Source organism: Bradyrhizobium sp. 604_D8_N2_3 (assembly GCF_051810765.1).
GTDB classification, from domain to species: Bacteria; Pseudomonadota; Alphaproteobacteria; order Rhizobiales; family Xanthobacteraceae; genus Bradyrhizobium; species Bradyrhizobium barranii.
Genome location: NZ_JBPWPM010000001.1, coordinates 7,700,843 through 7,722,864, shown reverse-complemented (window position 1 = coordinate 7,722,864; position 22,022 = coordinate 7,700,843). Strand labels below are relative to the sequence as shown.

Annotated in this window: 24 protein-coding genes and 1 pseudogene; 12 read left to right on the top strand and 13 right to left on the bottom strand. The window is 62.5% G+C overall.

Annotated features, from left to right (window positions below; all coding sequences use genetic code 11):
• The first annotated feature begins 106 nt into the window (after nt 1–106).
• Together AB7245_RS37070 and AB7245_RS37065 are read left to right on the top strand one after the other, a co-directional pair.
• The gene (locus AB7245_RS37070) at nt 107–1,180 is read left to right on the top strand and encodes a HoxN/HupN/NixA family nickel/cobalt transporter (RefSeq protein ID WP_085399600.1); all 1,074 of its coding nucleotides are present in this window, start codon (nt 107–109) and stop codon (nt 1,178–1,180) included.
• On the top strand, nt 1,161–3,476 hold the full coding sequence (locus AB7245_RS37065) for a TonB-dependent receptor (protein ID WP_085399606.1): 2,316 nt from the start codon (nt 1,161–1,163) through the stop codon (nt 3,474–3,476). Before AB7245_RS37070 ends, AB7245_RS37065 begins: the two co-directional genes overlap by 20 nt.
• 6 nt (nt 3,477–3,482) lie before the next feature.
• Here AB7245_RS37065 and AB7245_RS37060 read toward each other — a convergent pair whose 3' ends face one another.
• The 7 genes from AB7245_RS37060 to AB7245_RS37030 all read right to left on the bottom strand — a co-directional run bounded on the left by AB7245_RS37060 (nt 3,483) and on the right by AB7245_RS37030 (nt 12,587).
• Nucleotides 3,483–4,994 carry an ATP-binding protein gene (locus AB7245_RS37060; RefSeq protein WP_028154285.1) on the bottom strand — a complete coding sequence of 504 codons (1,512 nt, stop codon included), beginning with the start codon at nt 4,992–4,994 and terminating at the stop codon, nt 3,483–3,485.
• Between the two features lie 105 nt (nt 4,995–5,099).
• A complete protein-coding gene (locus AB7245_RS37055; protein ID WP_063981257.1) occupies nt 5,100–5,918 on the bottom strand; it encodes a YkgJ family cysteine cluster protein in 819 nt (272 codons plus the stop codon).
• A gap of 242 nt (nt 5,919–6,160) precedes the next feature.
• Nucleotides 6,161–7,225, bottom strand: coding sequence for a ketopantoate reductase family protein (locus AB7245_RS37050; protein ID WP_085399601.1), 1,065 nt, complete (start codon nt 7,223–7,225; stop codon nt 6,161–6,163).
• Between the two features lie 813 nt (nt 7,226–8,038).
• Nucleotides 8,039–9,847, bottom strand: coding sequence for an autotransporter outer membrane beta-barrel domain-containing protein (locus AB7245_RS37045; protein ID WP_439035536.1), 1,809 nt, complete (start codon nt 9,845–9,847; stop codon nt 8,039–8,041).
• Nucleotides 9,848–9,974: 127 nt separating this feature from the next.
• On the bottom strand, nt 9,975–10,754 hold the full coding sequence (locus tag AB7245_RS37040) for a hypothetical protein (protein ID WP_439035535.1): 780 nt from the start codon (nt 10,752–10,754) through the stop codon (nt 9,975–9,977).
• A 702-nt stretch (nt 10,755–11,456) separates the two neighbouring features.
• Nucleotides 11,457–12,119, bottom strand: a complete 663-nt coding sequence (locus AB7245_RS37035; RefSeq protein ID WP_439035534.1) for a helix-turn-helix domain-containing protein — start codon at nt 12,117–12,119, stop codon at nt 11,457–11,459.
• Between the two features lie 237 nt (nt 12,120–12,356).
• A complete protein-coding gene (locus AB7245_RS37030) occupies nt 12,357–12,587 on the bottom strand; it encodes a hypothetical protein (protein ID WP_063981259.1) in 231 nt (76 codons plus the stop codon).
• A 151-nt stretch (nt 12,588–12,738) separates the two neighbouring features.
• On the opposite strand from AB7245_RS37030, the gene AB7245_RS37025 reads away from it, so the two are divergent.
• Complete coding sequence (locus AB7245_RS37025) at nt 12,739–13,035, top strand: hypothetical protein (RefSeq protein ID WP_063981260.1); 297 nt, start codon at nt 12,739–12,741, stop codon at nt 13,033–13,035.
• A gap of 36 nt (nt 13,036–13,071) precedes the next feature.
• Here the strand turns inward: AB7245_RS37025 and AB7245_RS37020 are convergent, their stop codons facing one another.
• Nucleotides 13,072–13,239 (bottom strand): hypothetical protein, encoded by a 168-nt coding sequence (locus tag AB7245_RS37020; protein ID WP_354102280.1) that lies wholly within the window; start codon nt 13,237–13,239, stop codon nt 13,072–13,074.
• A gap of 331 nt (nt 13,240–13,570) precedes the next feature.
• Here AB7245_RS37020 and AB7245_RS37015 point away from each other — a divergent pair, with 331 nt between their 5' ends.
• A complete protein-coding gene (locus AB7245_RS37015) occupies nt 13,571–13,816 on the top strand; it encodes a PilZ domain-containing protein (RefSeq protein WP_063981261.1) in 246 nt (81 codons plus the stop codon).
• 28 nt (nt 13,817–13,844) lie between these two features.
• On the opposite strand, the gene AB7245_RS37010 is transcribed toward AB7245_RS37015, so the two are convergent.
• The 3 genes from AB7245_RS37010 to AB7245_RS37000 all read right to left on the bottom strand — a co-directional run bounded on the left by AB7245_RS37010 (nt 13,845) and on the right by AB7245_RS37000 (nt 15,354).
• On the bottom strand, nt 13,845–14,033 hold the full coding sequence (locus AB7245_RS37010; protein WP_148312123.1) for a hypothetical protein: 189 nt from the start codon (nt 14,031–14,033) through the stop codon (nt 13,845–13,847).
• A 41-nt stretch (nt 14,034–14,074) separates the two neighbouring features.
• Entirely contained in the window at nt 14,075–14,254 is a 180-nt protein-coding gene (locus tag AB7245_RS37005; RefSeq protein WP_063981262.1) for a hypothetical protein, read from the bottom strand.
• An 836-nt stretch (nt 14,255–15,090) separates the two neighbouring features.
• Nucleotides 15,091–15,354 (bottom strand): hypothetical protein, encoded by a 264-nt coding sequence (locus AB7245_RS37000; RefSeq protein ID WP_063981263.1) that lies wholly within the window; start codon nt 15,352–15,354, stop codon nt 15,091–15,093.
• A 174-nt stretch (nt 15,355–15,528) separates the two neighbouring features.
• Between AB7245_RS37000 and AB7245_RS36995 the strand changes: the two are divergent.
• A pseudogene (locus AB7245_RS36995) lies at nt 15,529–15,867 on the top strand (SOS response-associated peptidase family protein); the annotation flags it as partial.
• 158 nt (nt 15,868–16,025) lie between these two features.
• Nucleotides 16,026–16,235: a hypothetical protein gene (locus AB7245_RS36990; RefSeq protein ID WP_439035533.1), complete on the top strand. Its 210-nt coding sequence runs from the start codon at nt 16,026–16,028 to the stop codon at nt 16,233–16,235.
• Between the two features lie 18 nt (nt 16,236–16,253).
• Here AB7245_RS36990 and AB7245_RS36985 read toward each other — a convergent pair whose 3' ends face one another.
• Nucleotides 16,254–16,496, bottom strand: coding sequence for a helix-turn-helix transcriptional regulator (locus tag AB7245_RS36985; protein WP_063981265.1), 243 nt, complete (start codon nt 16,494–16,496; stop codon nt 16,254–16,256).
• A gap of 181 nt (nt 16,497–16,677) precedes the next feature.
• Nucleotides 16,678–16,989, bottom strand: coding sequence for a hypothetical protein (locus AB7245_RS36980; RefSeq protein ID WP_063981266.1), 312 nt, complete (start codon nt 16,987–16,989; stop codon nt 16,678–16,680).
• Here AB7245_RS36980 and AB7245_RS36975 point away from each other — a divergent pair.
• From AB7245_RS36975 to AB7245_RS36950, 6 genes are all read left to right on the top strand, one after another.
• Nucleotides 16,988–17,341 carry a hypothetical protein gene (locus AB7245_RS36975; RefSeq protein WP_187387934.1) on the top strand — a complete coding sequence of 118 codons (354 nt, stop codon included), beginning with the start codon at nt 16,988–16,990 and terminating at the stop codon, nt 17,339–17,341. The genes AB7245_RS36980 and AB7245_RS36975 overlap by 2 nt on opposite strands.
• A 6-nt stretch (nt 17,342–17,347) precedes the next feature.
• Nucleotides 17,348–18,052 (top strand): hypothetical protein, encoded by a 705-nt coding sequence (locus AB7245_RS36970; RefSeq protein ID WP_439035532.1) that lies wholly within the window; start codon nt 17,348–17,350, stop codon nt 18,050–18,052.
• 39 nt (nt 18,053–18,091) lie between these two features.
• Nucleotides 18,092–18,286, top strand: coding sequence for a helix-turn-helix domain-containing protein (locus AB7245_RS36965; protein ID WP_063981268.1), 195 nt, complete (start codon nt 18,092–18,094; stop codon nt 18,284–18,286).
• A 209-nt stretch (nt 18,287–18,495) separates the two neighbouring features.
• The gene (locus tag AB7245_RS36960) at nt 18,496–18,729 is read left to right on the top strand and encodes a hypothetical protein (protein WP_063981269.1); all 234 of its coding nucleotides are present in this window, start codon (nt 18,496–18,498) and stop codon (nt 18,727–18,729) included.
• A gap of 72 nt (nt 18,730–18,801) precedes the next feature.
• Nucleotides 18,802–19,449, top strand: coding sequence for a hypothetical protein (locus AB7245_RS36955; RefSeq protein WP_063981270.1), 648 nt, complete (start codon nt 18,802–18,804; stop codon nt 19,447–19,449).
• A 65-nt stretch (nt 19,450–19,514) separates the two neighbouring features.
• The gene (locus AB7245_RS36950) at nt 19,515–21,902 is read left to right on the top strand and encodes a DUF3631 domain-containing protein (protein WP_354102278.1); all 2,388 of its coding nucleotides are present in this window, start codon (nt 19,515–19,517) and stop codon (nt 21,900–21,902) included.
• Nucleotides 21,903–22,022 lie beyond the last annotated feature (120 nt).

Genomic DNA, 22,022 nt, shown 5'->3' with positions numbered 1-22,022 from the left:
GATGGTTACAAGCATTCCTGCAAAGCGGCCCCCTGGAATTGCATTGGTTAGTGTGATCATTCTATGAAAAGATCATACCGTTGCCGCGAAGGGGCGTGCGAACGGAATGATTGTCGTGACGAAATGGTCCCTACGGGCGGTGGAGCCCGCCACCGTGTTGCTGTTCGGCGGGCTCATCGCCGCCAACGTCGCCGCATGGGCCTGGGCCTTCGCGGCGTTCGGTGACCGGCCGACGGTGATGGCGACCGCGCTGCTGGCCTGGGTGTTTGGCCTCCGCCATGCCGTCGATGCCGACCACATCGCCGCCATCGACAATGTCGTGCGCAAGCTGATGCATGCGGGCGGTGCGCCGCGCAGCGTCGGCCTCTATTTCGCCCTCGGCCATTCCACCGTGGTCGTGGTCGCGACCATGCTGCTGGCACTCGGGGTGGTAAGCCTCGGCGGCGACAGCCTGCTCAGGGATATCGGCGGCCTCATCGGCACATCGGTGTCGGCGCTGTTCCTGCTCGTGATCGCGGCCATCAATCTCGCCATCTTCGTCGGCCTGTGGCGGACGTTTCGCATCGCGCGCGCGCAGGGCATCCACGACGCCGCGCAGCTCGACGCGCTGCTGGCGAGCCGCGGATTCCTGGCGCGCCTGCTCGGCCCGATGTTCCGCCTGGTGACAAAGCCCTGGCACATGCTCCCGCTCGGGTTCCTGTTCGGGCTCGGCTTCGACACCGCGACCGAGATCGGCCTGCTCAGCATCTCCGCGACGGAAGCCGCGCGCGGCGCTTCGCTCGTCGACGTCATGGTCTTTCCCGCGCTGTTCGCGTCGGGCATGGCGCTGGTCGACACCGCCGACTCGGCGCTGATGGTCAGCGCCTATCGCTGGGCCTTCGTCGATCCCCTGCGAAAGCTCTGGTACAACCTCACCATCACCGGCGCCTCCGTCGCGGTGGCGCTGTTGATCGGCGGCATCGAGGCGCTCGGCCTGATCGCCGACCGGCTTGGTCTAACCGGCGGGGTGTGGACGCTGGTCGACGGCCTCAACGAGTCGCTCGCCAATGTCGGCTTCGCCGTGATCGCGCTGTTTGCGATCGCCTGGCTCGTTTCGGTCGTGCTCTATCGCCGCATGTTTGCGGGCGCCGCGTCCCGCGCGAATGTACTTCGGGGCGCCGATGCGACCGAGGCGGCCTGAGCTCGGCCGTCGTTGCGGAGCGTTGACGGCATTTTCGGCCATCATGCTTCTCGCGGATGACGGCAGCGCGTTCGCGCAGAGCAGTAGCGCCTCGCGCGAACTGCCGCCGATCGAGGTCTCCGGCGGCGAGACGACGCCTCACAAGAGACTGCCCGCATCGCGGCGAGCCAGCAAGCCGGTCCTGGCCAATCGCCGTCACGTGGCTCAGCCGACGCAGGCTCCGGCCTCGGACGCCCGCAGCGTCGCCTCCGGCGCAAAGGGCCCGCCAGGCATGGCGAGCGAGATCACCGTCTCCGGCGATGAGATCAATGCGCGTCCTTTCGCCCGGCCGGGCGAGGTGCTCGAAGCCGTGCCGGGGCTGATCGTCACCCAGCATTCCGGCGAAGGCAAAGCCAACCAGTATTTTCTGCGCGGCTACAATCTCGACCACGGCACCGATCTCGCCATCTATGTCGATGACGTCCCCGTCAACATGCGCACCCACGCGCATGGCCAGGGCTATGCCGATCTCAACTGGCTGATCCCGGAAACCATCAGCGCGATGGATGCGCGCAAGGGGCCGTACTTCGCCGACGAGAGCGATTTCGCCTCTGTCGGCAGCGTGCGCATCGGCCTGATCGACCGTACCGAAAAGGGCCTCGCGCAGGTGACCGCCGGCAGCTTTGGCTATCGTCGTCTTCTCGGCATGGACTCAGCGAAAGTCGGTGACGGTTCGCTGCTCGTCGCCGGCGAGATCGGCACCTACAATGGCCCCTGGGACAATCCGGACAACGTGCGCAAGCTGAACGGTCTCGTGCGCTACAGCCGGGGCACCGCGACGGATGGCCTGACCATCGCCGGCATGGCCTATGCCAACAAATGGAATTCGACCGACCAGGTGCCGCAGCGTGCGATCACCGCCGGTTTTATCGACCGCTTCGGCTCGGAAGATCCGAGCGACGGCGGCAACACCAACCGCTTTGCGCTCTCCGGCCGCATCGCGCAGAGCGACGATGTGGGGTCGTGGAAGGCCAACGCCTACGTCGTGAAGAGCCAGCTCGACCTCTTCAACAATTTCACCTATTTCCTCAGCGATCCCGTGCTCGGCGACCAGTTCCACCAGCACGACGACCGCCTGATGGCGGGCGCCAACATCTCGCGCACGCTGAACGGCTCGTTCGCCGGCCTGCCGATGCAGACCACGATCGGCCTGCAATCGCGCTATGATTCGATCGATCTGGCGCTGAGCAACACGTTCCAGCGCGGCTTCCTCTCAAGCATTCGCAGCGACAAGGTCGGCGAGGGCAGCGTCGGTGTCTTCGCCGAGAACACCGTGCGCTGGACTGATTGGCTGAGGACCACTGTCGGCCTGCGCGGCGACTACTATGCGGCCGACGTCACCTCGCTGTTCAATGCCAACAATTCCGGCCGCACTGACGCCGCGCTCGGCAGCCCGAAATTCCGCGTGGCGCTCGGCCCGTTCAACCAGACCGAATTCTTCCTCGGCGCCGGCACCGGCATGCACTCGAACGACGCGCGCGGCGCGACCACGACGGAAGATCCGAGCGATCCCGCCACGCGACTGACGCCGTCGCCGCTGCTGGTGCGTACCAGGGGCGCGGAGGTTGGCGTCCGCAGCAAGATCGTGCCCGGCCTCGACACCTCGTTCAGCCTCTTCATCCTCGATCAGGATTCCGAGATCCTGTTCTCCGGCGATGCCGGCGATACCTCGGCGACCCGCGCCAGCCGCCGCTACGGTTTCGAGTGGACCAATCATTACCGCCCGCGCTCGTGGATCGACATCGATGCCGATCTCGCCATGACGCATGCGCGCTTCCGCGGCACTGACAGCGAGCAGGCGGAGGTCTACGCCTCGCTCGCGGGCTATCCCGAAGCGCAGATCGGCAACGCGCCCGGCAACTACATTCCGAACGCGCCGGCGATGGTGGCATCAGTCGGCATCACGCTCGGCGAGAAGACCGGCTGGTTTGGGGCTTTGCGCTGGCGCTATCTGGCGTCGAGCCCGCTGACGGAAGACAATGCGTTCCGCTCGTCCGCGACCAGCATCTTCAACAGCCGCCTCGGCTATCGCATCGACAACGGCTGGCGCATCCAGCTCGACGTGCTCAATCTCTTCAACACGCAGGCGAACCAGATCACTTATGCCTACGGTTCGCTGCTCAAGACCGACACGCTGTACAATCTCTGCACCGGCGGCGTCGCGCCGACGGCGGTCTGCCAGAACGGCGTGATGGATTACGTGCTGCACCCGGTCGAGCCGCTGAGCTTTCGCCTGACTGTCGCCGGGACGTTCTAGGCGATCTCAAGCCGAGGCCGCGCTCGGAACCGGCTCCGCCGGCAGATCGTCGCCGTTGGGATCGCCCGGCGCGGTGGCCCAGGCCAGCTCCACCAGCGTCACGATCCGGCGGCCGGCGCCGTCGAGCTGGCAGACGATCAGGCCCTGCTCCTCCATGTAGCCGAGCAGGCGCTGGGCGCGGCGCAGCGAATGCGAGCCGTAGGCACGCGCGATCGCGGCATCGCCGGGGCAGGGCCAGCCTTCCTTCGCCGCGCGTGCGATCATCATGAACACGCCCTGCATGTCGTCGGGCAGGATCGAGGCGCGCAGCGACACGTCCTGCCAGACATCGTCCTCGGCATGCTCGGCGCCGAGCCCGGCGCGCGCGCGCGTCAGCATGCGGCGGAATTCGTTCAGATCAGGCACCGCGGAGCCGAGGCCCTCGATGCGGCAGCGAACCACGAACTCCTGATAGAGCACGCCGACGGCGCGGAAGCCGGCATCGGGCTCGGCGAGCACGGCGCGAAGCGTACGATCGACGCGCTCGCGCCGCTCGGCGAGCTCCTCGGCGCTGATCGGCACCTCGGCCACCTCAGGCCGGATCTCCGGCGCGGCCGCCTTCGCGGCGCGGAGCTGCTCGAGCAGATCAGGCGCGGGCCGGCGCTGCGGGCGGCTGGCATCGGGCGGCGGTGCGGCCAGGATGACGGCGCGCATATCCTCGAGTGCGGCTTCCGGCATCGGCATCAGCCGCGGCGTGGAATTGCGCGCGTGGGTGTCGGTCGGGCCGATATGCAAACGCAGGGGGCGTCGCGACAACGCCGGGCCGAGCGCCATGAACTGTCCGCGCTCGAGATCGCGAAAGGATTCGGCCTGCCGCCGCTCCATGCCGAGCAGGTCGGCGGCGCGCGCCATGTCGATGTCGAGGAAGGTCCGGCCCATCAGGAAATTGGAGGCTTCCGCCGCGACGTTCTTGGCGAGTTTTGCCAGGCGCTGGGTCGCGATGATGCCGGCGAGGCCACGCTTGCGGCCGCGGCACATCAGATTGGTCATCGCGCCGAGAGAGAGCTTGCGCGCCTCGTCCGAGACCTCGCCGGCGACCGCCGGCGCGAACAGCTGCGCCTCGTCGACCACCACCAGCATCGGGTACCAGTGATCGCGGTCGACGTCGAACAGGCCGCCGAGGAACGCCGCGGCACGCCGCATCTGGTTCTCGGCGTCCAGCCCTTCGAGATTGAGCACGGTGGAGACGCGATGCAGCCGCGCGCGCTCGCCGGCGACCTGAAGGCCGCGCTCGGTGTGATCCTCGGCCTCGATCACCAGATGACCGAATTGCTCGGCCAGCGTGACGAAGTCGCCTTCGGGGTCGATGATGGCCTGCTGCACCCAGGGCGCGCTCTGTTCGAGCAGCCGCCGCAACAGATGCGACTTGCCGGAGCCCGAATTGCCCTGCACCAGGAGCCGGGTCGCCAGCAGTTCCTCGAGGTCCATGGCGGCCGCGGCGCCTGCCGTGGTCTGCCCCATCTCGATCGCAACTGTCATGTCCCCGACTCAAGTCCCCATCATTCGCGGAGTGGGGCTTATCAACCCGGCCGGGGCGCGTCGAGCGGCACCGTGCGAATCATGCGGTGTTGCCCACGGCGGAGTTCAGGCGTGATTCGATTGCCGTAAAAGTGCGGGCCGATAGGGCGCCTGCGGATCGTCGTCCTCGTTCTCGGGGATCGCACAGGAGCCGAATTCCTGCCGGATACGCTCGATCTCGGCGATGCGCTCGTGCAGCCGCTGCAGATGCTCGGGCGATGTCGCGCGCCAGAACCGGAAGGTGTCGGTGGTGAGCGGCAGGAACGCCGTTCCGAACAGCGTCGGCTCGGGAACGATGGTGCGTCCGAGCAGCAGGAACCGGTTCTCGCCGGAGACCACGAGGGTCGCGTAGCCGCGGTTACCGATCCGCCTGATCCCGTTCAGCGACCATTCGACGAGCTTGCTGAAATAAGGCTCCTCGCGCCAGCGATCGGGGCAGTGGTCGTCGACCGTCACGTTGACCGCGTCCTGGCTGAAATGCACGATGATGCCGGACGTCGCCGGAAACCACGCATCATCGAGATGACCTTGCAGCCAGGCGCAGACGAACGACCGGCACATCTGCGGGCGGCGGTCGTAGATGGTGCACCCGGTTCCCGTCTGCCAGTGTCTGCACAGCTGGTTCACCGGCTTGTCGACGGCGGCCACTTCAAGGATATCGCAGCAGGCGTTGCACGATCCGCACTGCCGGGTCAGCGGCGCCGTTTTCGGCAGGCCGGTCGCGCGAAAACCCTGGCCGTCGCGGACCAGGAGCTTTTGCTTCTCCAGCGTGCTCAGCGCGCGCTCGACCTTGAGGCGGGACAATCCGGTCGCGTCAACGATCCCCTTCATCGTCGTCGCGCCGGCCTCCACCGCGCGAGCGACCTGCAACGCCGTCTGATCCATCGTCTTCTACTTGTTCTTCAGCCCTTCGATCCGGCCATCGCGCTGCCCCGGAACCTGCGGAAATCGGCGCTCGCGTGACGGCTAGCAGTCGCATGTATGCGGGATTTACGCAAACGGACTGCTGAGCAGGATCGCCCGTATTGGGCCAAATTGTAAGCCCATGCTCAGGGGCGATCCGATCTGCATCGACAATTCGATCAGTGCAGGCCGGCGCGACCTATGACGGCAGCGCCGGCACGCTGCTACTGCGCGCCAGATCCGCCCTGCACGATCTTCTCGTTCAGCTTCAGGTCCACGGTCTCGACCGTGCGGTCGATCTCGGCATTGGGGGCGCCGAGCTGATGCGAGATCAGCTTCACCAGCAGGTCGACGCGCTCGATGAAGGGCGCGCCGCTCGCGACCGCGCGCGCGGCCGATGACGGCTTGAGCAGGCTTTCGGCGGCCTTGGCGTATTTCGCGAACGGCACCTGGTCCTGCGGATCGGCGCCGAGACGGCGGGCGATCGCGTCGACATGATCGTAGATCGTCTGCGAACGCTTGAGATCGCCGTGCACGGCGTCGCGGATCGACTGCGGCTCGTGCGGCGTGATGCAGCGATAGTTGCCGGTCAGCAGCATCGACCATTTCGCCAGCGGCACGAACAGCGAAGAGAACACTTTCAGCTTCACCGGCACGTCGTGACCGTCGAGCGTCACCGCGTCGATGTCGGCTTCGAGCTCGCGCAGCACCTTGTTGTGCTTCTCGTCGGCGAAGGCCGATGCCTTGAAATTCGTCGGCAGGCCGACATGAAGCACGTTGGCGGCTTCTTCCGGCGGACGGAAGGCCTGCGGGTCGGGCGAGCACAGCGTCACCAGGCCGGGCTCGAAGCGCTCCCACACCTGCGCATTGGTGTAGGCCTCCTCGAGATCCATGTCGGCAAGCGACGGGATCCGCTTCAGGTAGGGCAGCGGCGGCATGTTCATGATCGACAGGCACGGCAGCTTCGCCGCGGCGATCTTGACCATGAGAACGCGGACCGTGTGGTTGGTGTATTGCGGCTCCTGCATTGCCAGGCCGACCATGTCGTAGCGCGAGAGGTCGACATTGCCCGGCGTCACCGCGTCGAGCTTGCCGGGCAGGTCGCGCGAGAAGATCGCCCGGTGCACCGCCTCGTCACGCAGCTTGATGCGCACCTCGGTACCGTCACGGTTGATCAGCTCAGCGGTCTTGGCGCGGCAGACCAGGGACACGTTATGGCCCGCCATCAGCAGCTTCGTGCCCAGCAGGGAACCGTAGGAAGCCCCGAGAATCAGGATGTTACGCGCCATATTCCGTCCCTTTGAAAATGTGTGGGATTTTTGAGCCCCGGCCGTCATCCGCGGGCGAGTTGCCGGCATGTAAAGCGAAGTCCGCGGGGATGGCAACTGGGATAATGCATACAAGGCGGAAGGCGGACTGCCGGGCGGGCGCGGGTGATCGGTCGCCCGGATGGAGCGCAGCCCGATCCGGGACCGCTCGTCCGGCGCCCACGCCTTTCCCGGATTGCGCGGAGCCTGTCATCGGGCGGCGCTTCGCGTCGAGCTCTCGTTGCCCGACGGGCAAAACACCCGAGAGGGCGTCAAGCCGCGCGGGCGAAAATATTCCACTTTACCGAAATTCGGAATTGGCGCATATGCTGCCCATCCCGGCTCACCAAGAGGGGCGATCTTGTGTCGTCACTGTCGCGAGCCGGGTTGCGGTGGACGCGGCAGCGTTGGGCGCGAGAAGTGCGGGTAGGGCGGATTGCTCTCCGTGAGCCCAAGACTTCGTGCCGGATGAGCGGCGCTGTCAGGTTCGTCTCGTCTGTAAGTTTCCGGCTCCGTCGACAGGGCTGGAAAAACTGCGGCGAAATGGCGGGCCGTGCGTACGGCAAAACCGTGTGGTCCTGGCGTCCAGCACTAATTTTCGGGTGCCGTGGATGAGACAATCTCTTGCAGAACAAGACGTTTTTCAGATCTCTGAATGACGAAGCGAACCGCGGGTGAGATGGCCGGGCCCCAATAGGCCCTAGACCGCTTATCCGCTGAAAGCGGACGCGAACCACTTGTAGGCGGCAAGGGCCCATAAGTTGAAGTCCCTGCCCGAGAAGTGGCGGGCCGTTGTTACCAGCTGTAGCGGATCGTGCCGGTGCCAGCGTAGGTGGATGAGTGCGAGGCGAAGCCGCCGTCGAACTTGGCGAGCAGGCTGATGCCGTTGACGAACCGAAGCTCCGCACCCACCGACGTCAGCGCGGAATCTTTCGGGGGGATCGCCCCGTTGACGATGAAGCTCGCCCCCGGCAGCGCCTGGAACACCGGCATGAGGGTGGGATCACTCACCCAGTCATGCGCCCACGCGAGCCGGCCGCGCAACGTCAGCACGGCGTTGGAATAGAGCGCCAGCGACCGGTCGAAGCGCGCACCAAGCTCACTCCTGGTGTCGGTCGCATCGCGCGAACCGAACGCGAGGGCAAAGCCATTGGGAATGGTGCCGATTTCGCCGTAGCTCGGCGTGTGGAAGCTCTGCGCCTGGATCGCCGCATAGGGCGCAACCCCGACATACGGCGTCTCGAAGTGATAGCCGCCTTCCAGCCGCCCGCCGTAGCTCTGCGCGTTGAAGTCAGCCGTCAGATGGTCGCCGCCAAAGGCGAAGCGGTCGGTTGACATCCAGTGATTGGTGAAGGCGAAGTCCGCGGCGAGATAGGCCGCGCCCCAGCGGGTCGCGCCGTAAATGCCAGCCTGGACGGCATCGCTTCTACCACCGCCAAGCCCGTGCGACAGGCTCCAATTGGTGCCGCCACCGGCGATTGCAAAGCCCACCACGGAATTGGGCGCAAGGCGGTAGTCGAACCCGCCCGCGAAACCCGCGGTGCGTGTCGAAAGATCATGGCTGCCGATCACGGGATCGCCGCTGGTCTTGTTGCCCCCGCCATAGCCGCCACCCCACACCGTCCAGCGCGGCTCATAGATCGGCGCCGGCGCCGGGGGTGCCTTGGTGTACATCGAGGCATAGGCAAGAGCTGGTCCCGACGGCCGAGGCTCGCAGTCGGGCCTGAGGCCGAGCGCTGGATAGTCAGTGCGGCTAACACCGCATCGACCATCGACGAACGGATCGAGCATCAGGTTGAGAAACTGGCTGCCGAGCTGGAATGCGGCTGTCTGTGCACCGGTCGCAGCTTCTCCGGAGATCTGATCGAGGGCATTGGTGAGATTGCTGCCGGCGAGGCCAAAGAGCGGCACGAAGGCCGGCGGCAGCGCACCGCCGTTGTTGAAGAAGTTGTCGATGGCACGGCCGACGTTGAGCTGGTTCTCGGTGAAGACCGGTGGGGGCGGCGGCAGCGTCGGTCCACCCGGTATGGGTGGTATAGGTATTGGCGGGTTAGGATCGGGAACGAGCTGGGCCTTGAGATTAAGTATTGCGTCGTTGCCGACGTAGGCCAGTCGCGCCCCGAAGCCGGCCGGCAAGCCGAAGGTGGCGAGCGCGTCGAACGTGCCGGTGAGCCCGCCGGCGGCCGTCAAAATGGTGTATTGGCGCGAGACATAACTCCCAGGTGCAAAAACGGCCCCCACTGTCCCCGCGAGCGAAGCGGTGCCGGTCACATTGGTGGTCGACGCCGTCGAGGGGTTTACCTGCACGATGTAGAACGCGCCGGATTGAAACGCGAGGCTGCCGGCGACGTTTATGCTGCCCGGCGTCCCCACCGGACCGGGAACGAGGAAGCCGCCCGCGTTAATGCTCGCCGGGCCTACGGTGCCGCTACCGTGGAGCGCAGCGCCTGAGTTCACAGTGGTCAGGCTCGATGATGCGATCGAACCATCCACCAACAGCGAACCGGCGTTCACCGTCGTTGTGCCGGTGTAAGTATTGGTGCCAGACAGCGCTAACGTGCCACTGCCCGTCTTGACCAGCGAGCCGCCGGCGCCGATGATCACACCGCTGACTTCGGTCGATAGATTGTTGCTGCCAACTGTCAGTGTTTTACCGGGAAGTATGTAATTGCCGGCGCCCGCGATCGATCCGGCTGTGATCTGATTGTCGCCATTTGGCCCCGTCGTGAACTCAAAAGTGAGGTTCCCCCCCAGCGTTGACGATCAATTGCGCGTTGCCGCCGGTGCTGTTGCCCGAAAACGTCGTTATACCATTCGTGGTGATGGTGGCGTTGCCCGCCGTGCTGCTGTTTGTGAACATTAACTGAAAGTTGTTCGCGATCGTAGCGGTGCCCGCCGAGCTGTTTCCAGCAAAAGTCACGCTGCCGGCGTTGGTAATTGTGGTGGCGGCAGCGCCCACTGAAGTGCCCGCTGAGCTGTTGTTAGTGAACACCAAATTGCTTAGGGGCGAAGTGGTAATTTGCACGCCGTTCGGAGCAGCGAAGATGCCCGCGCCGGTAAATGTCAGGCTGCTCAAGGGAGCGAGACTGAACGTATAGACCGGCGCCAAATTACTGAAGATAAAAGCGCCGACGCTGTTTGCGGCACCCGAGTTGAACGTCAGGTTGGGGATCGTGGAGAACCCGAAGGACGCGGTGCCGGTCGGCACCGTGGCAGGGTTCCAGTTGCCGGCGGTGTTGAAATCTCCTGAGCCGGGATTGATCAGCCAATCCGCATTCTGCGCGTGTGCGGATGTCGCAGCGAGCAGCGCCGCGACTGCCGTCGTGGCCACCAGATGCGCGCGGACCTCACCCCTGCGCAGACCTCTCAAGGCCAACCGAGTTGCTCCGGAAGCATTTTCCGGTTGATGCGTGGTTCTGAAGCGGTCCGAATATCTTGCCGGTTTGGTCGCGCGAGTTTTCTGCGCATTTGTATCGACGTTGGCTCGCCTGATGCTGTCCCCAGAACTCATCGTTTCCCCCTTCGAGGAGCCGCGACTTCAGCAATGACTGACGAACGGTGAGAGCGTGGATTGCCTTAAGTGTGGCGAACGACAAGCGCAATTACAGTTTGTAGCTTGCTGTTGCGAACGTGTCACGAAGTGGACAGAGTTGCTGACCAGTTCTGAATAGTTCGCTTGCCCCAAGCGGCCTACTTTCCTTCCTTCTCGATGATCGCAAGGCTCTCAAGTTGGTGCGCTCGCTGTCCAGTTATTGGAAATGTTCTTATGCATGGCGGATCGGCGGGCTGAATTCCTCGCATCCGCTCCCAAGAGCTTGTGTTCCGCAGCGTAGGCTCTGCATTGTTCAACCGTGGGCATTGATGCCTCTCCCTGTTTGAGGGCACATCTTCCTCCCTTTTGCAGTACCTACCTATTTTTCCCGTCGCGCTTCGGTAACGTGGATGCCCTCATCGGTTTTGGGTCCTTCCGAACGCGTGGGAACCTGCGGGGACCGCGTGACCGCGACCTTTGAGGATATTTGCAATCGCGCAATCGCGAACTAAATTTTATGCAGGTCGGTACACAAAGGTGGTGCGCGATGTGGCGCAATGCCGTCGTCCGACATCGTAGAAGTCCGAGCCCGTCCGACCGTCAGTGCAGCCTGCTTATTGGCTCAGAAGGGCCAAAAACCGAATTCGCTGTAGAGATTGCCCACTATTGGAAGCGGTGACCTTATGCGTCAAGCTGCGCGAGTTCAGCACGACGTCGGATTATAAATTGTTTATGGCTTGTGCCGATGAGCCGCAGCACGCCGTCGTCCTGAAGGCTCGAAAAGGCCCGTGCTACTGTCTCAAGCGACAATCCGAGATAGTCTGCAATATCGCGGCGGCCCATCGGCAAAACGATCACGTCCGGATGCGCATGCCGCTCGTCCATTTCGAGGATGAATGCCGCCACTTTCTCGCGCGCGGTCTTTCGTCCTAAGAGAAGCATGTGGTTCTCAGCGTGTTGAAGACTTTCTGTAACAAGGCGGAGCAAGCCGGTTCTGCCCCCTTCTTGATTTGCGAATGCGTCAAGAAGGTTGCGCTGCTTCAGGAAAACGGCCCTTGTCTCTACAACAGCTTCGGCAGAGAACCGATGGTTAGCACCATTCTCGAACCCGAACATATCACCCGGCAAGTGGAATGACTTGATCTGGCGGCGACCATCAGGGAGCCGCCTAAAGCATCGAACCGCTCCAGAGAGGACTTGATAGACATGCCCAGTCTCATGTCCTTCGCCGAAGATTTCCCTTCCCCTACGATACTTGAACTCGCTAAAGATCTGCTCGCCTGCAAGGACGGCTAAGCGATGTTCGTTGGAATTGGGGTTAAGTACGTTGTTTCTGACCTGCATCGCGAACTCCGGTTACGAATGTTATGCCGCCGGTGCCCGCGCGATGGCAGTATTGGCCCTCTCCGACCGAGGTGACGCGTCTATTTTATGTAAGTCAAGGCTAAGGAGTGTCACCGACGGGCAGCTTTGCGACTGAGAGCGCGTGCTTCAAGTCAAAACCGACGCCAAAGCGGCACTACTTCCGCGGGGCCAAAACGCGACTTGCTTCTACGTCGGCCCTTAGGCCGGACGGGACGTTCAGGGCCTGCCGCGCTGCTTGATCGCCCACAGCCGGTAGACTTCGTCCTCGTAGGGATCATCATCGACCGGCGGCGGCACAAGCTTCGCGCCTTCGCTGCGGAAGTGATCGAGACCACGGCCCAGCTTGTGGCCCGCCAGCGTGTGCTGATCGTTGGCGAAATCTGGAACAGCCGGAACGTAGCCTTCGAGTTGAAACCGCAGCCCGATCGCGGCAGTGGCACCCAGCACGGCTCTTGGGAGCCCTGCACATGATCCTGATGCAGTTGCCCACCATCAGCCGTGCTTCGCCGATCTTGCTGCTGTAGCGCTCTCTGGACTGCGCCAGCGCCGTCGCGACGAACGGCACGACCCATGGCGCCGCGATGGTGTCGAGGTCTTCATGGCAGATCACTTCGAGCCGATTGCAGACCATGCTGTGGAATGCCTTGCTGGTGTGCAGCAGCTCGCAGGCGAATTCCATGGCTTCCTTACGATCCGGCGCAGCATCGAGCGGGTGGTGTTCCAGGTGCGCGGCGAGATCGCTCGCGTTTGTCAGGAGATGGCCGACAAGTGCGGCGAGCCCACCACTCGACGAACGGTACGGATGATGCTGGCGCATGTTGGCGACCAGCGGCAAATAACAGCGTGTTTACGAGAACGCTGCAATCTCCTCGTGCTGTTGCCGAAAAGCAACTGATTTATTGTTTCTTCGTTGAAGCGTTCTATTTTGCGTTTACGCCGCACCAAACAGTTTTAGTTTTGCGGTCTCCGGGCTGGGGCGTGTTTTACAACAGCGAATTTTCGAACCCGGAGGCTTTTTGAAATGATTTTGGAATTCCTCGCAATTCTTTCTCTCGTTCAGTTCGCCAACATGATTTCGCGACTGATCGGTCGGCGGCATGACGTACTCTCCTACGTTTCAAGATCAGGTCCTCACCGGTAAGAGTGGCTAAGGCGGCATTGCTGGCACCGTTTTGACGGCATCCAATCGTTTGATCTCGCGCTGACTACGTCCTGCCGTCGCGCCACTCGTCGTCTCGGCTGGATTGGTTTGCCGGGTGCGAAACATGCACAAGATCGCGCGGGGACCACGCGCGCACACGTTTGGAAAGATTTGGACCTCGTACAATTTTAAAAAGTTATGGTCTCTTACTTTTAAATCCAAATCGTCGCGATAGTCTGCGCCGATTATCGCGTTAATTTTTGATCCGATGACGTTTGGAGTTGGTCCTATGATTGAGCGGCGAGCATTGGCGCGCATTGAAATCAACCAACCCGCGATGATTCACTTTGACGGAATTGACGGCGTTCATGGCTGCGTGGTGAAGGACGTGAACGATCAGGGGGCGAAGTTTCACTGCCCATTCTACGTGTTTTCTCGCGATTTCGATCTGTCGCTGGATGGCTTCAAGACGACGAGGCGCTGCCATGTAGTGTGGCGGCACGGGACTACGTGCGGCGTCAGATTTGTCTTTTGATACCGCGCTCCAATTGTTTGCAGGTAAATCACGCACCGCGCCAGACGTGGAGCACCCCCTCACGGAAACCGCCAACGAAGTGGTCCGATACATCGGGCGGCATGATGCGGCAAACGTCGTCGAACGATCCGCTGACCACGGTGGCAATCTCATGCGCGGTCGCAACCTTGGCCCAACGCCGGCCTGCGTCCAATCCGCGCTGACGTTCCCGATCCACGCCCATACCTCCCCAGCCAAATGAATCTGCGGCGCGTGGGCTCAGGCCCGACCGCTACGTGTGTGCACGATTATCGAGAGCTTTTTTGCCGTCGCCTTCGCCAGCACAGCGCCCGTGGTGCGATCAAGCTCCTTGGCGATCAGCGAGAGCGGCATGGTGCCCGCCAGCAATTTGAGCTTTTCGATCTCTTGCTCGGTCCAACTTACTTTCCAGCGCCCCATGGGTCTCGAGCCATCCTTTGCAAAAAGCGGCAAATTCGCCCGCACACATTATGGTCGAAATCTCGCCTCGCAACACCGGTTCCCGTGTATCCATTAGCGGCAATGGCCTTTCCGTTGTTGATACGCCGAATGGCACAAACTGCACTTGCTGACGACGACTACTTATCTCAGCGTTTCAACGGCCCCGTCCTTGACGGATGTCCTCCTCCAAAGATCTCTCCGGCGGCGGGCGAGGCAGCGGCCGTCTCCGGCGCCTTCCAGCCCCGGCGCCGGGGCTGACCTTTGCCCTGAGTTCCTACGCTCAAAAGTGGACCATCATTAGCAATGGTTTGCGGCATAGTTTCCTTCGGGACGGCAATGTTGGGCGATGGCGCAGGAACCTCCGGACGACATAGGGCTGACCAAATCGCAGCGAAGCGCACTGGAAGCCGCCGCGCGAGGCGAAGTCACGCATGACCCCCACGTGTTCTCGTTCGGCTTCGTGAATCGGGAGGGCCGCAGTACACGGTCGGTGTGGTGGCTTTGGCGCGCCGGGTTGATCGAGTACGGACGGAAAATCAGTGACCGCAGGGTAATGATGGAGCCAACAGCCCATGGATGGGCGGCGCTTGGACATGCGATTTGTTCACCGCCGAGGAGCTGAACCACGCGCGCTACAACGAAATGCCCATCAGAAAATGGCCGTCGGTGGATGCATAACCAACCACTGTCGGCCCTCGCTGGTCGCCGTGCGAGCACGGCTGGTACACCGGCGCAGCAGCGCTTCTGATCGAGGCCCGAACATAATCGCGCGGCGGTTTTTTCATGGTTGTCCGCCGGGGCCGATGCGATCCGCCTTATCCTGCTTGGTTGCCCGCGATCCACTGACGCAGATCTAGCCAGCGGTCGATAACGACGCCGAAATCGTCGCGATAGCGCCATGTGAGCCGGCATTTTGCCACCGTCAGAAAGTCGTCGAACGTGATGTAGAAATCGATCGGTAGCAGGCCGAGCCGGTCTGAGTGGACGACGGCGCCGGTTCGGCTGACATCGCAAGCAATGACACGCAAATTCTGGCTGCCATCAAAAAAGAGCAGCCCTTCGGTAGGATGCTTGTTCATGTGCAGTCCTCGGTACGTTGGCCGCGCTGGCTTTTGGTACGTAACGGAAGCGCATGGTTTAATGAAAGCAACCATACGCCCTTCAACTGAACTGAAAATCTGGAACCTGATTTAGAGTTAAGTGGCAAATTTTATTAAACTTTTGCTTGTCCGGAAGCTGGGACAGCAGGGATTAAGAAAAAGGATGTGGTGTGGTTCGCGCTGAACGAGGACCGTCTGCTGTTCGCCTTCGCTGGCATCCGGACGACGTTCAACGGTGATCGCGGCACCAAGTCGAAGCCGGTGCCAGGACCGCATCAGGTCTATGGCTTCCTGACAACCGCGCCGAATGCGGTGGTCGAGCCGATCGATCCGAAAGCGATGCCGGTGATCCTGACCACCGATGAGGAGCGCGATGTCTGGATGCGCGCGGCGTGGGACGAGGCCAAGGCATTGCAGCGGCCATTACCGGATGACGCGCTGCGGATCGTGATGCGCGGAGCGGACAAGGAAGACAAGGCAGCGATTGCATAGCGCTGCGCGCCGAGATCGGAGCCCGGCGAACTGGTCGCCGCGATAACGGCACGACAATGATCACGCCTTCGAGAGATGTGAGGCGGTTCACACTCGGCTTGTGGTGCGCGCCGTACACGGAGCGTTGGGCGCAAACTCTCAATCGCATGGAGCTTGCCATGAAGATGATGATGTCGGCACTCGTGCTCGTCGCTCTGCTCGGAATAGGGTCCGGGTTGATGCGATCGGGCTTGCATTTCACCCATTCGACGACGACTGGGCTCGCGACGTCGAAGCCGCAACCGCCTCAAGCCGTCGGCAGCGCCAAACTTCCGGTTCAGGACTTCGACGATCGATCGTTGGTCTTCCCAAGGGTAACCAAGCCGTAAGCGGCTCAGGTTCCCAGACTACGGCGAGAAGCGCGCGTTCGATTTGCCCCCAGCCGTACGCGGGCGACGTCCTTTGCCCCGAGCCCGATGCGGGTTGAATTCATCGACAGCATTCTGCCACGCCACGATCTCGTCCTCAAACCAGATGCGACGGTTCGGGGAGATGTAGGTCGATTTGGGGAAGCGGCCGGATTTCTCCAGTCGAAAAATTGTAGTTCTGGAAACGGGAACGATCGCCAGCACCTGCTTCTCGTTGAGCATGCGGCGAGGACCAGACCTGCGCGCCGCATCAACGCTTGTCTCGTTGGGTGTTCGCCTTGCTGCGGTCATTACGAACTTCCCCTCAGGCCCGGGAGGTTTGATGCGCCAACATCCGGTACTCATGGCAACGTCCTGGCGGCACGTATTGACAACCCAAAGCTACCGCCTCAGCGCCCCCGCGTTACCGTTCTCGCTGTTCAAGGTTGATCTCCGAGCGGCGGCGGATCGCCCGCGGATTCACGAATCGTCTTACCGCTGCTTCGATTTGGCTGAACGCACCGGTTGTGAAAGTAACGAGTTTGGAGAACATTTCGCGTTCAATCGCCGCGGTAACACGGATTGTGAGGCTGACCATGGTTTCGTCAATCTCGTTGAGGTAGTATTCAAAGGTCTCACCGGCGCTGTTGGCGAGTTGCCCGCGCCAAGGGCGAGTGACCTGGTGGTGATGATACACCACTTCGGGTGCCAGGTCAGAAACGCAGGAGCCGGACATGGGAAAATGGAATGTGATCCTCCCGTCCAAGCACCTGAAAGAGTGCGGCCTCGCCGGTAAGTCTCTCGTCGTCGAAATTGAGCGAGCCCCAGCGAAACTCTCGGACCGCGTCGGGCTTCCAGGCGATCGCATCGACATTGCTCAACGAGATGGTCCACTGGAATCCGGACGCGATCGAGCGTCAGCTGCGCACATGGTAGAGAACGACGTTCGCCGCGCCTACATGCACGCCGCCGAATTTTGGGGCGAACGGATCGCAATGATGCAGGTGTGGGCGGATTATCTCGACACGCTTCGGCATGGGTTATCGGAAGACCGGGACGTGCGGCCATTCGTACGCGCTCAGGGGTAATTGGTCGTGCCAGTTGTTCGCGGAAAATTCCCGGAGCCATCGAACGATTGGCGGAACCAAGTCAAGGCAATCATCTCCGAAACCGGGATCGCAACTGTTCTGGACGTCGCCGAACTGTGTCGTGACTTGGACTGGGCGCGCACCTGGTACGTTACTCGGAAGAAGTTGGCGGATTTGCCCAAACGGAAAGAAAAGGTCGGCGAGATTGAGAAGGCGGCACGCAAGCTGAGTTCACGTCTTGCAGACGAAGATGCGTGGGTTGCTATATTGCGTGCGCTGGCTGACGTTGACCCTGACGCCCGAACTGTCGTGAAGCTCATTACCGCAGCGGCAGCGGACTACAACACGCCGATCGAGGAGCCTGCGTGGGCAACCGAAGCGGCAAGGAGAACGATGGCCGAGCTGGGTTTAGAAAAGCTCAGTCCGTTCGACTGGCTCGCCGGTGTCTACCTCACGGCCATCTATAAGCGGCACTTCAATCGTCCTGCGCGCCGCAGTCGAAGCGACGATCAAGTCGTCGGCGGCCCCTACGTCAGATTTGTTCAGGCGACGCTGCAGGAATTGCGTATTTTCAATCGCGGCAGGCCCTACAAGCCGGAGACGATTGCGCGGGCCCTCTCGACTGCACGGGCCCATGGGGGAGATTTGAATCTTTCTTCAAAACTCCCCCACGTCCAAAAGAGCCGGCGGAAGCGTACACCCCGTTCGTAGAAGGCCGCTCACGTGCGGCCTAAACGACGGGAAACACCCATGAACGACATATTCGCATTCTCGCCTGACGAGGCCGCGCATCGCGCGGGCGTCGGGCGGACCTTGATCTTTTCCGAGATCAAGCGCGGGCGCCTGGAGGCCAGGAAGGCCGGCGCGCGCACGATCATCACCGCCGAGGCACTCAAGGCGTGGATCAAGTCCTTGCCCGTAAGGCAGTCGCCGGAGGCCGCGTAGCTGACCGGCGCGCTCCCGCGCCCAGATGACCACGCGGAGCTTGCTCACGCCGGAAGACGGCTGAGCAGGGATCGAAGATGGCCGCGGAAAACAGAGAGTCGAGCAGGTGGCCTGACCGGCAAGTCGAAAGCCACCTGCAATCTCGGCAAATACCGACCCCCCGAGAGGTAACAACAAGTGGGCCGGAGCGCGCCCGGAGGCGCAGGTAGATGAGTATCATCTATGCGAAGAAGGCAGGGGCTGCAAGCCTCTGCGGCAAGATCGGCAACGCGATCCTCGACCGGACGATCGGCGAATTGATTTTCGGTCTGGATATGGCGGCCGACCGCATCCACCCGGACGATCTCGGCGGCGCGAACGAGGCGCATGTCGCGATTAACGCCGCCGTTCAGTTCCTTAACGAACTGCAGGGATGCCTGCATGAGTTGCGCGAAGCGGCCTAGACGACTGACGGCGGCACCGTGACGAGCGGTGCCGCCGTCCTTTTGGTGATCAAGGAAAGAGGAGAAAAGACAATGGCCGACAACGTGAACAACGCTGACGCTGGCACTGCCATGCAGGCCTACACACTCGTTGATGACGGTTGGAACAGCCCCATCGATGACGAGGGCGCCGGTCGTCAGATCCAGGGTACGCTGCTGCGCTTTGACGACAAACAGTGGTTTGCCGGCAAGGAAAAGGCGGCGATCCCCAATGGCAGCTGCTACATCGCTTTGAGTATCAGGACAGGCTGGAAGAGGTGGGAAAACGGCAAGGTCGTCGACTTCGTGACGGAGATCGATGGCCATTATCCTAATCGTCACGAACTCGGCTACACCGACGAGAGCAAGTGGGAATGCGGCCCCGACGACAAACCCACCGATCCGTTGCAGAACTCGCGAGAGGTGCTGCTCATCGACCCGCATACGTGTACGGCTTACACCTTCTGCACGGCCTCGGCCGGCGGACGCAGCGCGGTGGATGATCTCAAGAACGCCGTACGCAACGCCCGCCGTCTTCGCCCCGGCGTCGTGCCGCTGCTGTCGCTGGAATGGCAGGTCATGCGGACAAAGTACGGCATGAGATCCAAGCCGTATTTCAAGATCGTGGACTGGAGCATTCCCGGCGCGGAGGTGATTGCCATCGCGCACGATAGCGGCGGGATGAACGATCCCATCCGCTAACCAAGGTTGCGAAGGCGAGGCTTCGGCCTCGCCCTTTCCTAGTCTCAATTTCGACGAGGCCAGCCGTGACACCCACCGACATACGCCAGCACATGATCAAATCCGGGTACGTGCCGACCCCGGTGGAGGGCAAAGCGGCGGTTCTCGAGGGCTGGCCGGAGCGCGTCGGGGTCTCCCAAGACGATCTTGCTATCTGGAGCAGGCTGTACCCCAGCGCCACCAACACCGGCATGCTCTGCGCGCATTGCCCAACATTGGATATCGACGTTCTGGACGAGGCCGCCGTTGATGCCGCTGTCGCGCTGGTGCGCGAGCGGTTTGGTGAGCTCGGCAAGGTCCTGCTGCGTTATGGGCGTCGTCCCAAGGTCGCTATTCCGTTCCGCACCGATATGCCATTCGCGAAGGTACAGGTCCTGCTGACCGCGCCTGACGGTGACACCAACCAGAAGGTCGAGTTCCTCTGCCGTGGCCAGCAAGTTGTCGTCCACGGCGTTCACCCCGACACTCAAGAAATGTACCAGTGGAGCGGCGGCAATCCCGGCAACACCAAGCGCGCGGAGTTGCCGTTGATTGACGAGGCCGAAGCGCAGGCATTGATGGACGATCTCGCCGCGGTGATGCTGAACCACGGCTATCAGCGCAGCAGGAACGACAACGCCAACGGCAAGCACCGTGATGCGCCTACTGGTGGCGAAAGTACCAACGGCAGCGAGGCGTCTGGCAACTGGGGCGATCTTTACGCGAACATTCTCGCCGGCCATGCCCTGCACGACAGCTTGCGCGATCTCGCCGCCAAGCTTGTTACGGCGGGAACCGATCCCGGTGCGGTGGTCAATACGCTGCGCAGTCTGATGGCGAGATCGGAGGCACCGCGCGACAAGCGCTGGAAGGAACGCCACCGCGAGATCCCGGAACTGGTGAAGAGCGGGTTACGGCTGTTACGGGAAAACAGGCAAAGGGAGGAGGACGCCGCAATTGACGCGGTTGCCGAGCACGACGGTGCCCCTTTGCTCGACGACGTGCGCATCTATTTGGATCGGTTCGTCTGTTACCCGTCTGAGCATGCCACCATCGCGCACACGCTGTGGATTGCGCATACGCATCTGATGTCGGCGTGGGAAAGCACGCCGCGTCTTGCGTTTCTGTCGGCCGAGCCGGAGAGCGGAAAGACGCGGTGCCTCGAGGTAACCGAGCCATTGGTGCCCCGTCCCATCAACACCATGAACTCGTCGGCCTCCTACCTGTTCCGCAAGACCGGCAGCGATGAGGGACAACCGACCGTGCTGTTCGACGAGATCGACACCATCTTTGGTCCCAGGGCGAAGGAGCACGAGGACATCCGGGCCTTTATCAATAGCGGTCATAGGCGCGGCGCCAAGTTTGGGCGCTGCGTGGTTCGCGGCACGATTGTCGAGACTGAAGAGATCGAGAGCTATGCCGCCGTCGCACTGGCCGGGATTGGCTGGCTGCCGGACACCATCCTGACCCGCAGCATCATTATTCGTATGCGCCGGCGTCTACGCGGCGAGCGCGTTGAGCCTTTCCGTCACCGCCTTCATACCCCGGAAGGCGCGGCCCTGTGCCGACGCTTGATCGGCTGGGCGCGCATGGTGGCCGCCGACGCCGAGGAGGCGCGACCCGTCATGCCGCCATCTGTCGAGGATCGTCAGGCGGACGGCTGGGAGCCTTTGCTGGCGGTGGCCGATCTGGCGGGCGGCGCGTGGCCGACATTGGCGCGTGAGGCCGCTGAAGCCCTCGTTGCCGTGAGCCGGGACACGCCGGTCAGCCTGAACCTGAGATTGTTGGGGGACCTGCGCACGGTGTTCCTGAACAACCTGGTGGCGGTCGCGCAGGCGATTCCGCATGGCCTTGCCACCAAGAGGATACTTGAGGAGCTGTTCGGGCTCGAGGATGCGCCGTGGCACACCGTCAACAAGGGGCAGGCCTACACACCCAGCCAGCTCGCGGTCACCCTGCGCGACTATGAGGTGAGGTCGGAGAACCTTCGGCCCCATCCGAACGTGAGGACGCAGGCGAAGGGCTACCCCATCGCCCCTCTCGCCGATGCGTGGCGCCGCTACCTCCCGCCTCTCTCCCTTCCGCCAGACGCCGTACCCAACGTCACCACCGCAACCAAGGACGTATACGAGCGCTTCTTCGAGGTGGTGGTTACGCCGGTTACGGTGGTTACGCCATCTAGCCAGAGGGAGGGAGGAACGTCGCCGCCGTCCGAGTTGGACCCGCCGCGCGTCAATCAGCTGGCTGGCTGGTATTGCCGCCAGGCCAAGGCTCTGAAGGCCGAGATGAGCCCGTCCATCCTGAAGGCTCATCTGGAAAAGCAGCTGCGCGAGACGCTCGGCAACGAAGTGCCGGAGAACGCCCTCGATACCGAGGTGGGCCGCGTCGTGGGGGCGGCAAACAAGTCGAGATCGTCTACGCGAAAGAGGTCATAAAGAGATAGGAAAAGCATGGACGGCCGCGCATCGAGGAGCTTGACGCGGAGCCGCAGCGGCACCAGACCGCGCTTAACCCCGACGCCTGGCGCCGAGTCTTGCTCAGATGCGCAGTAACTC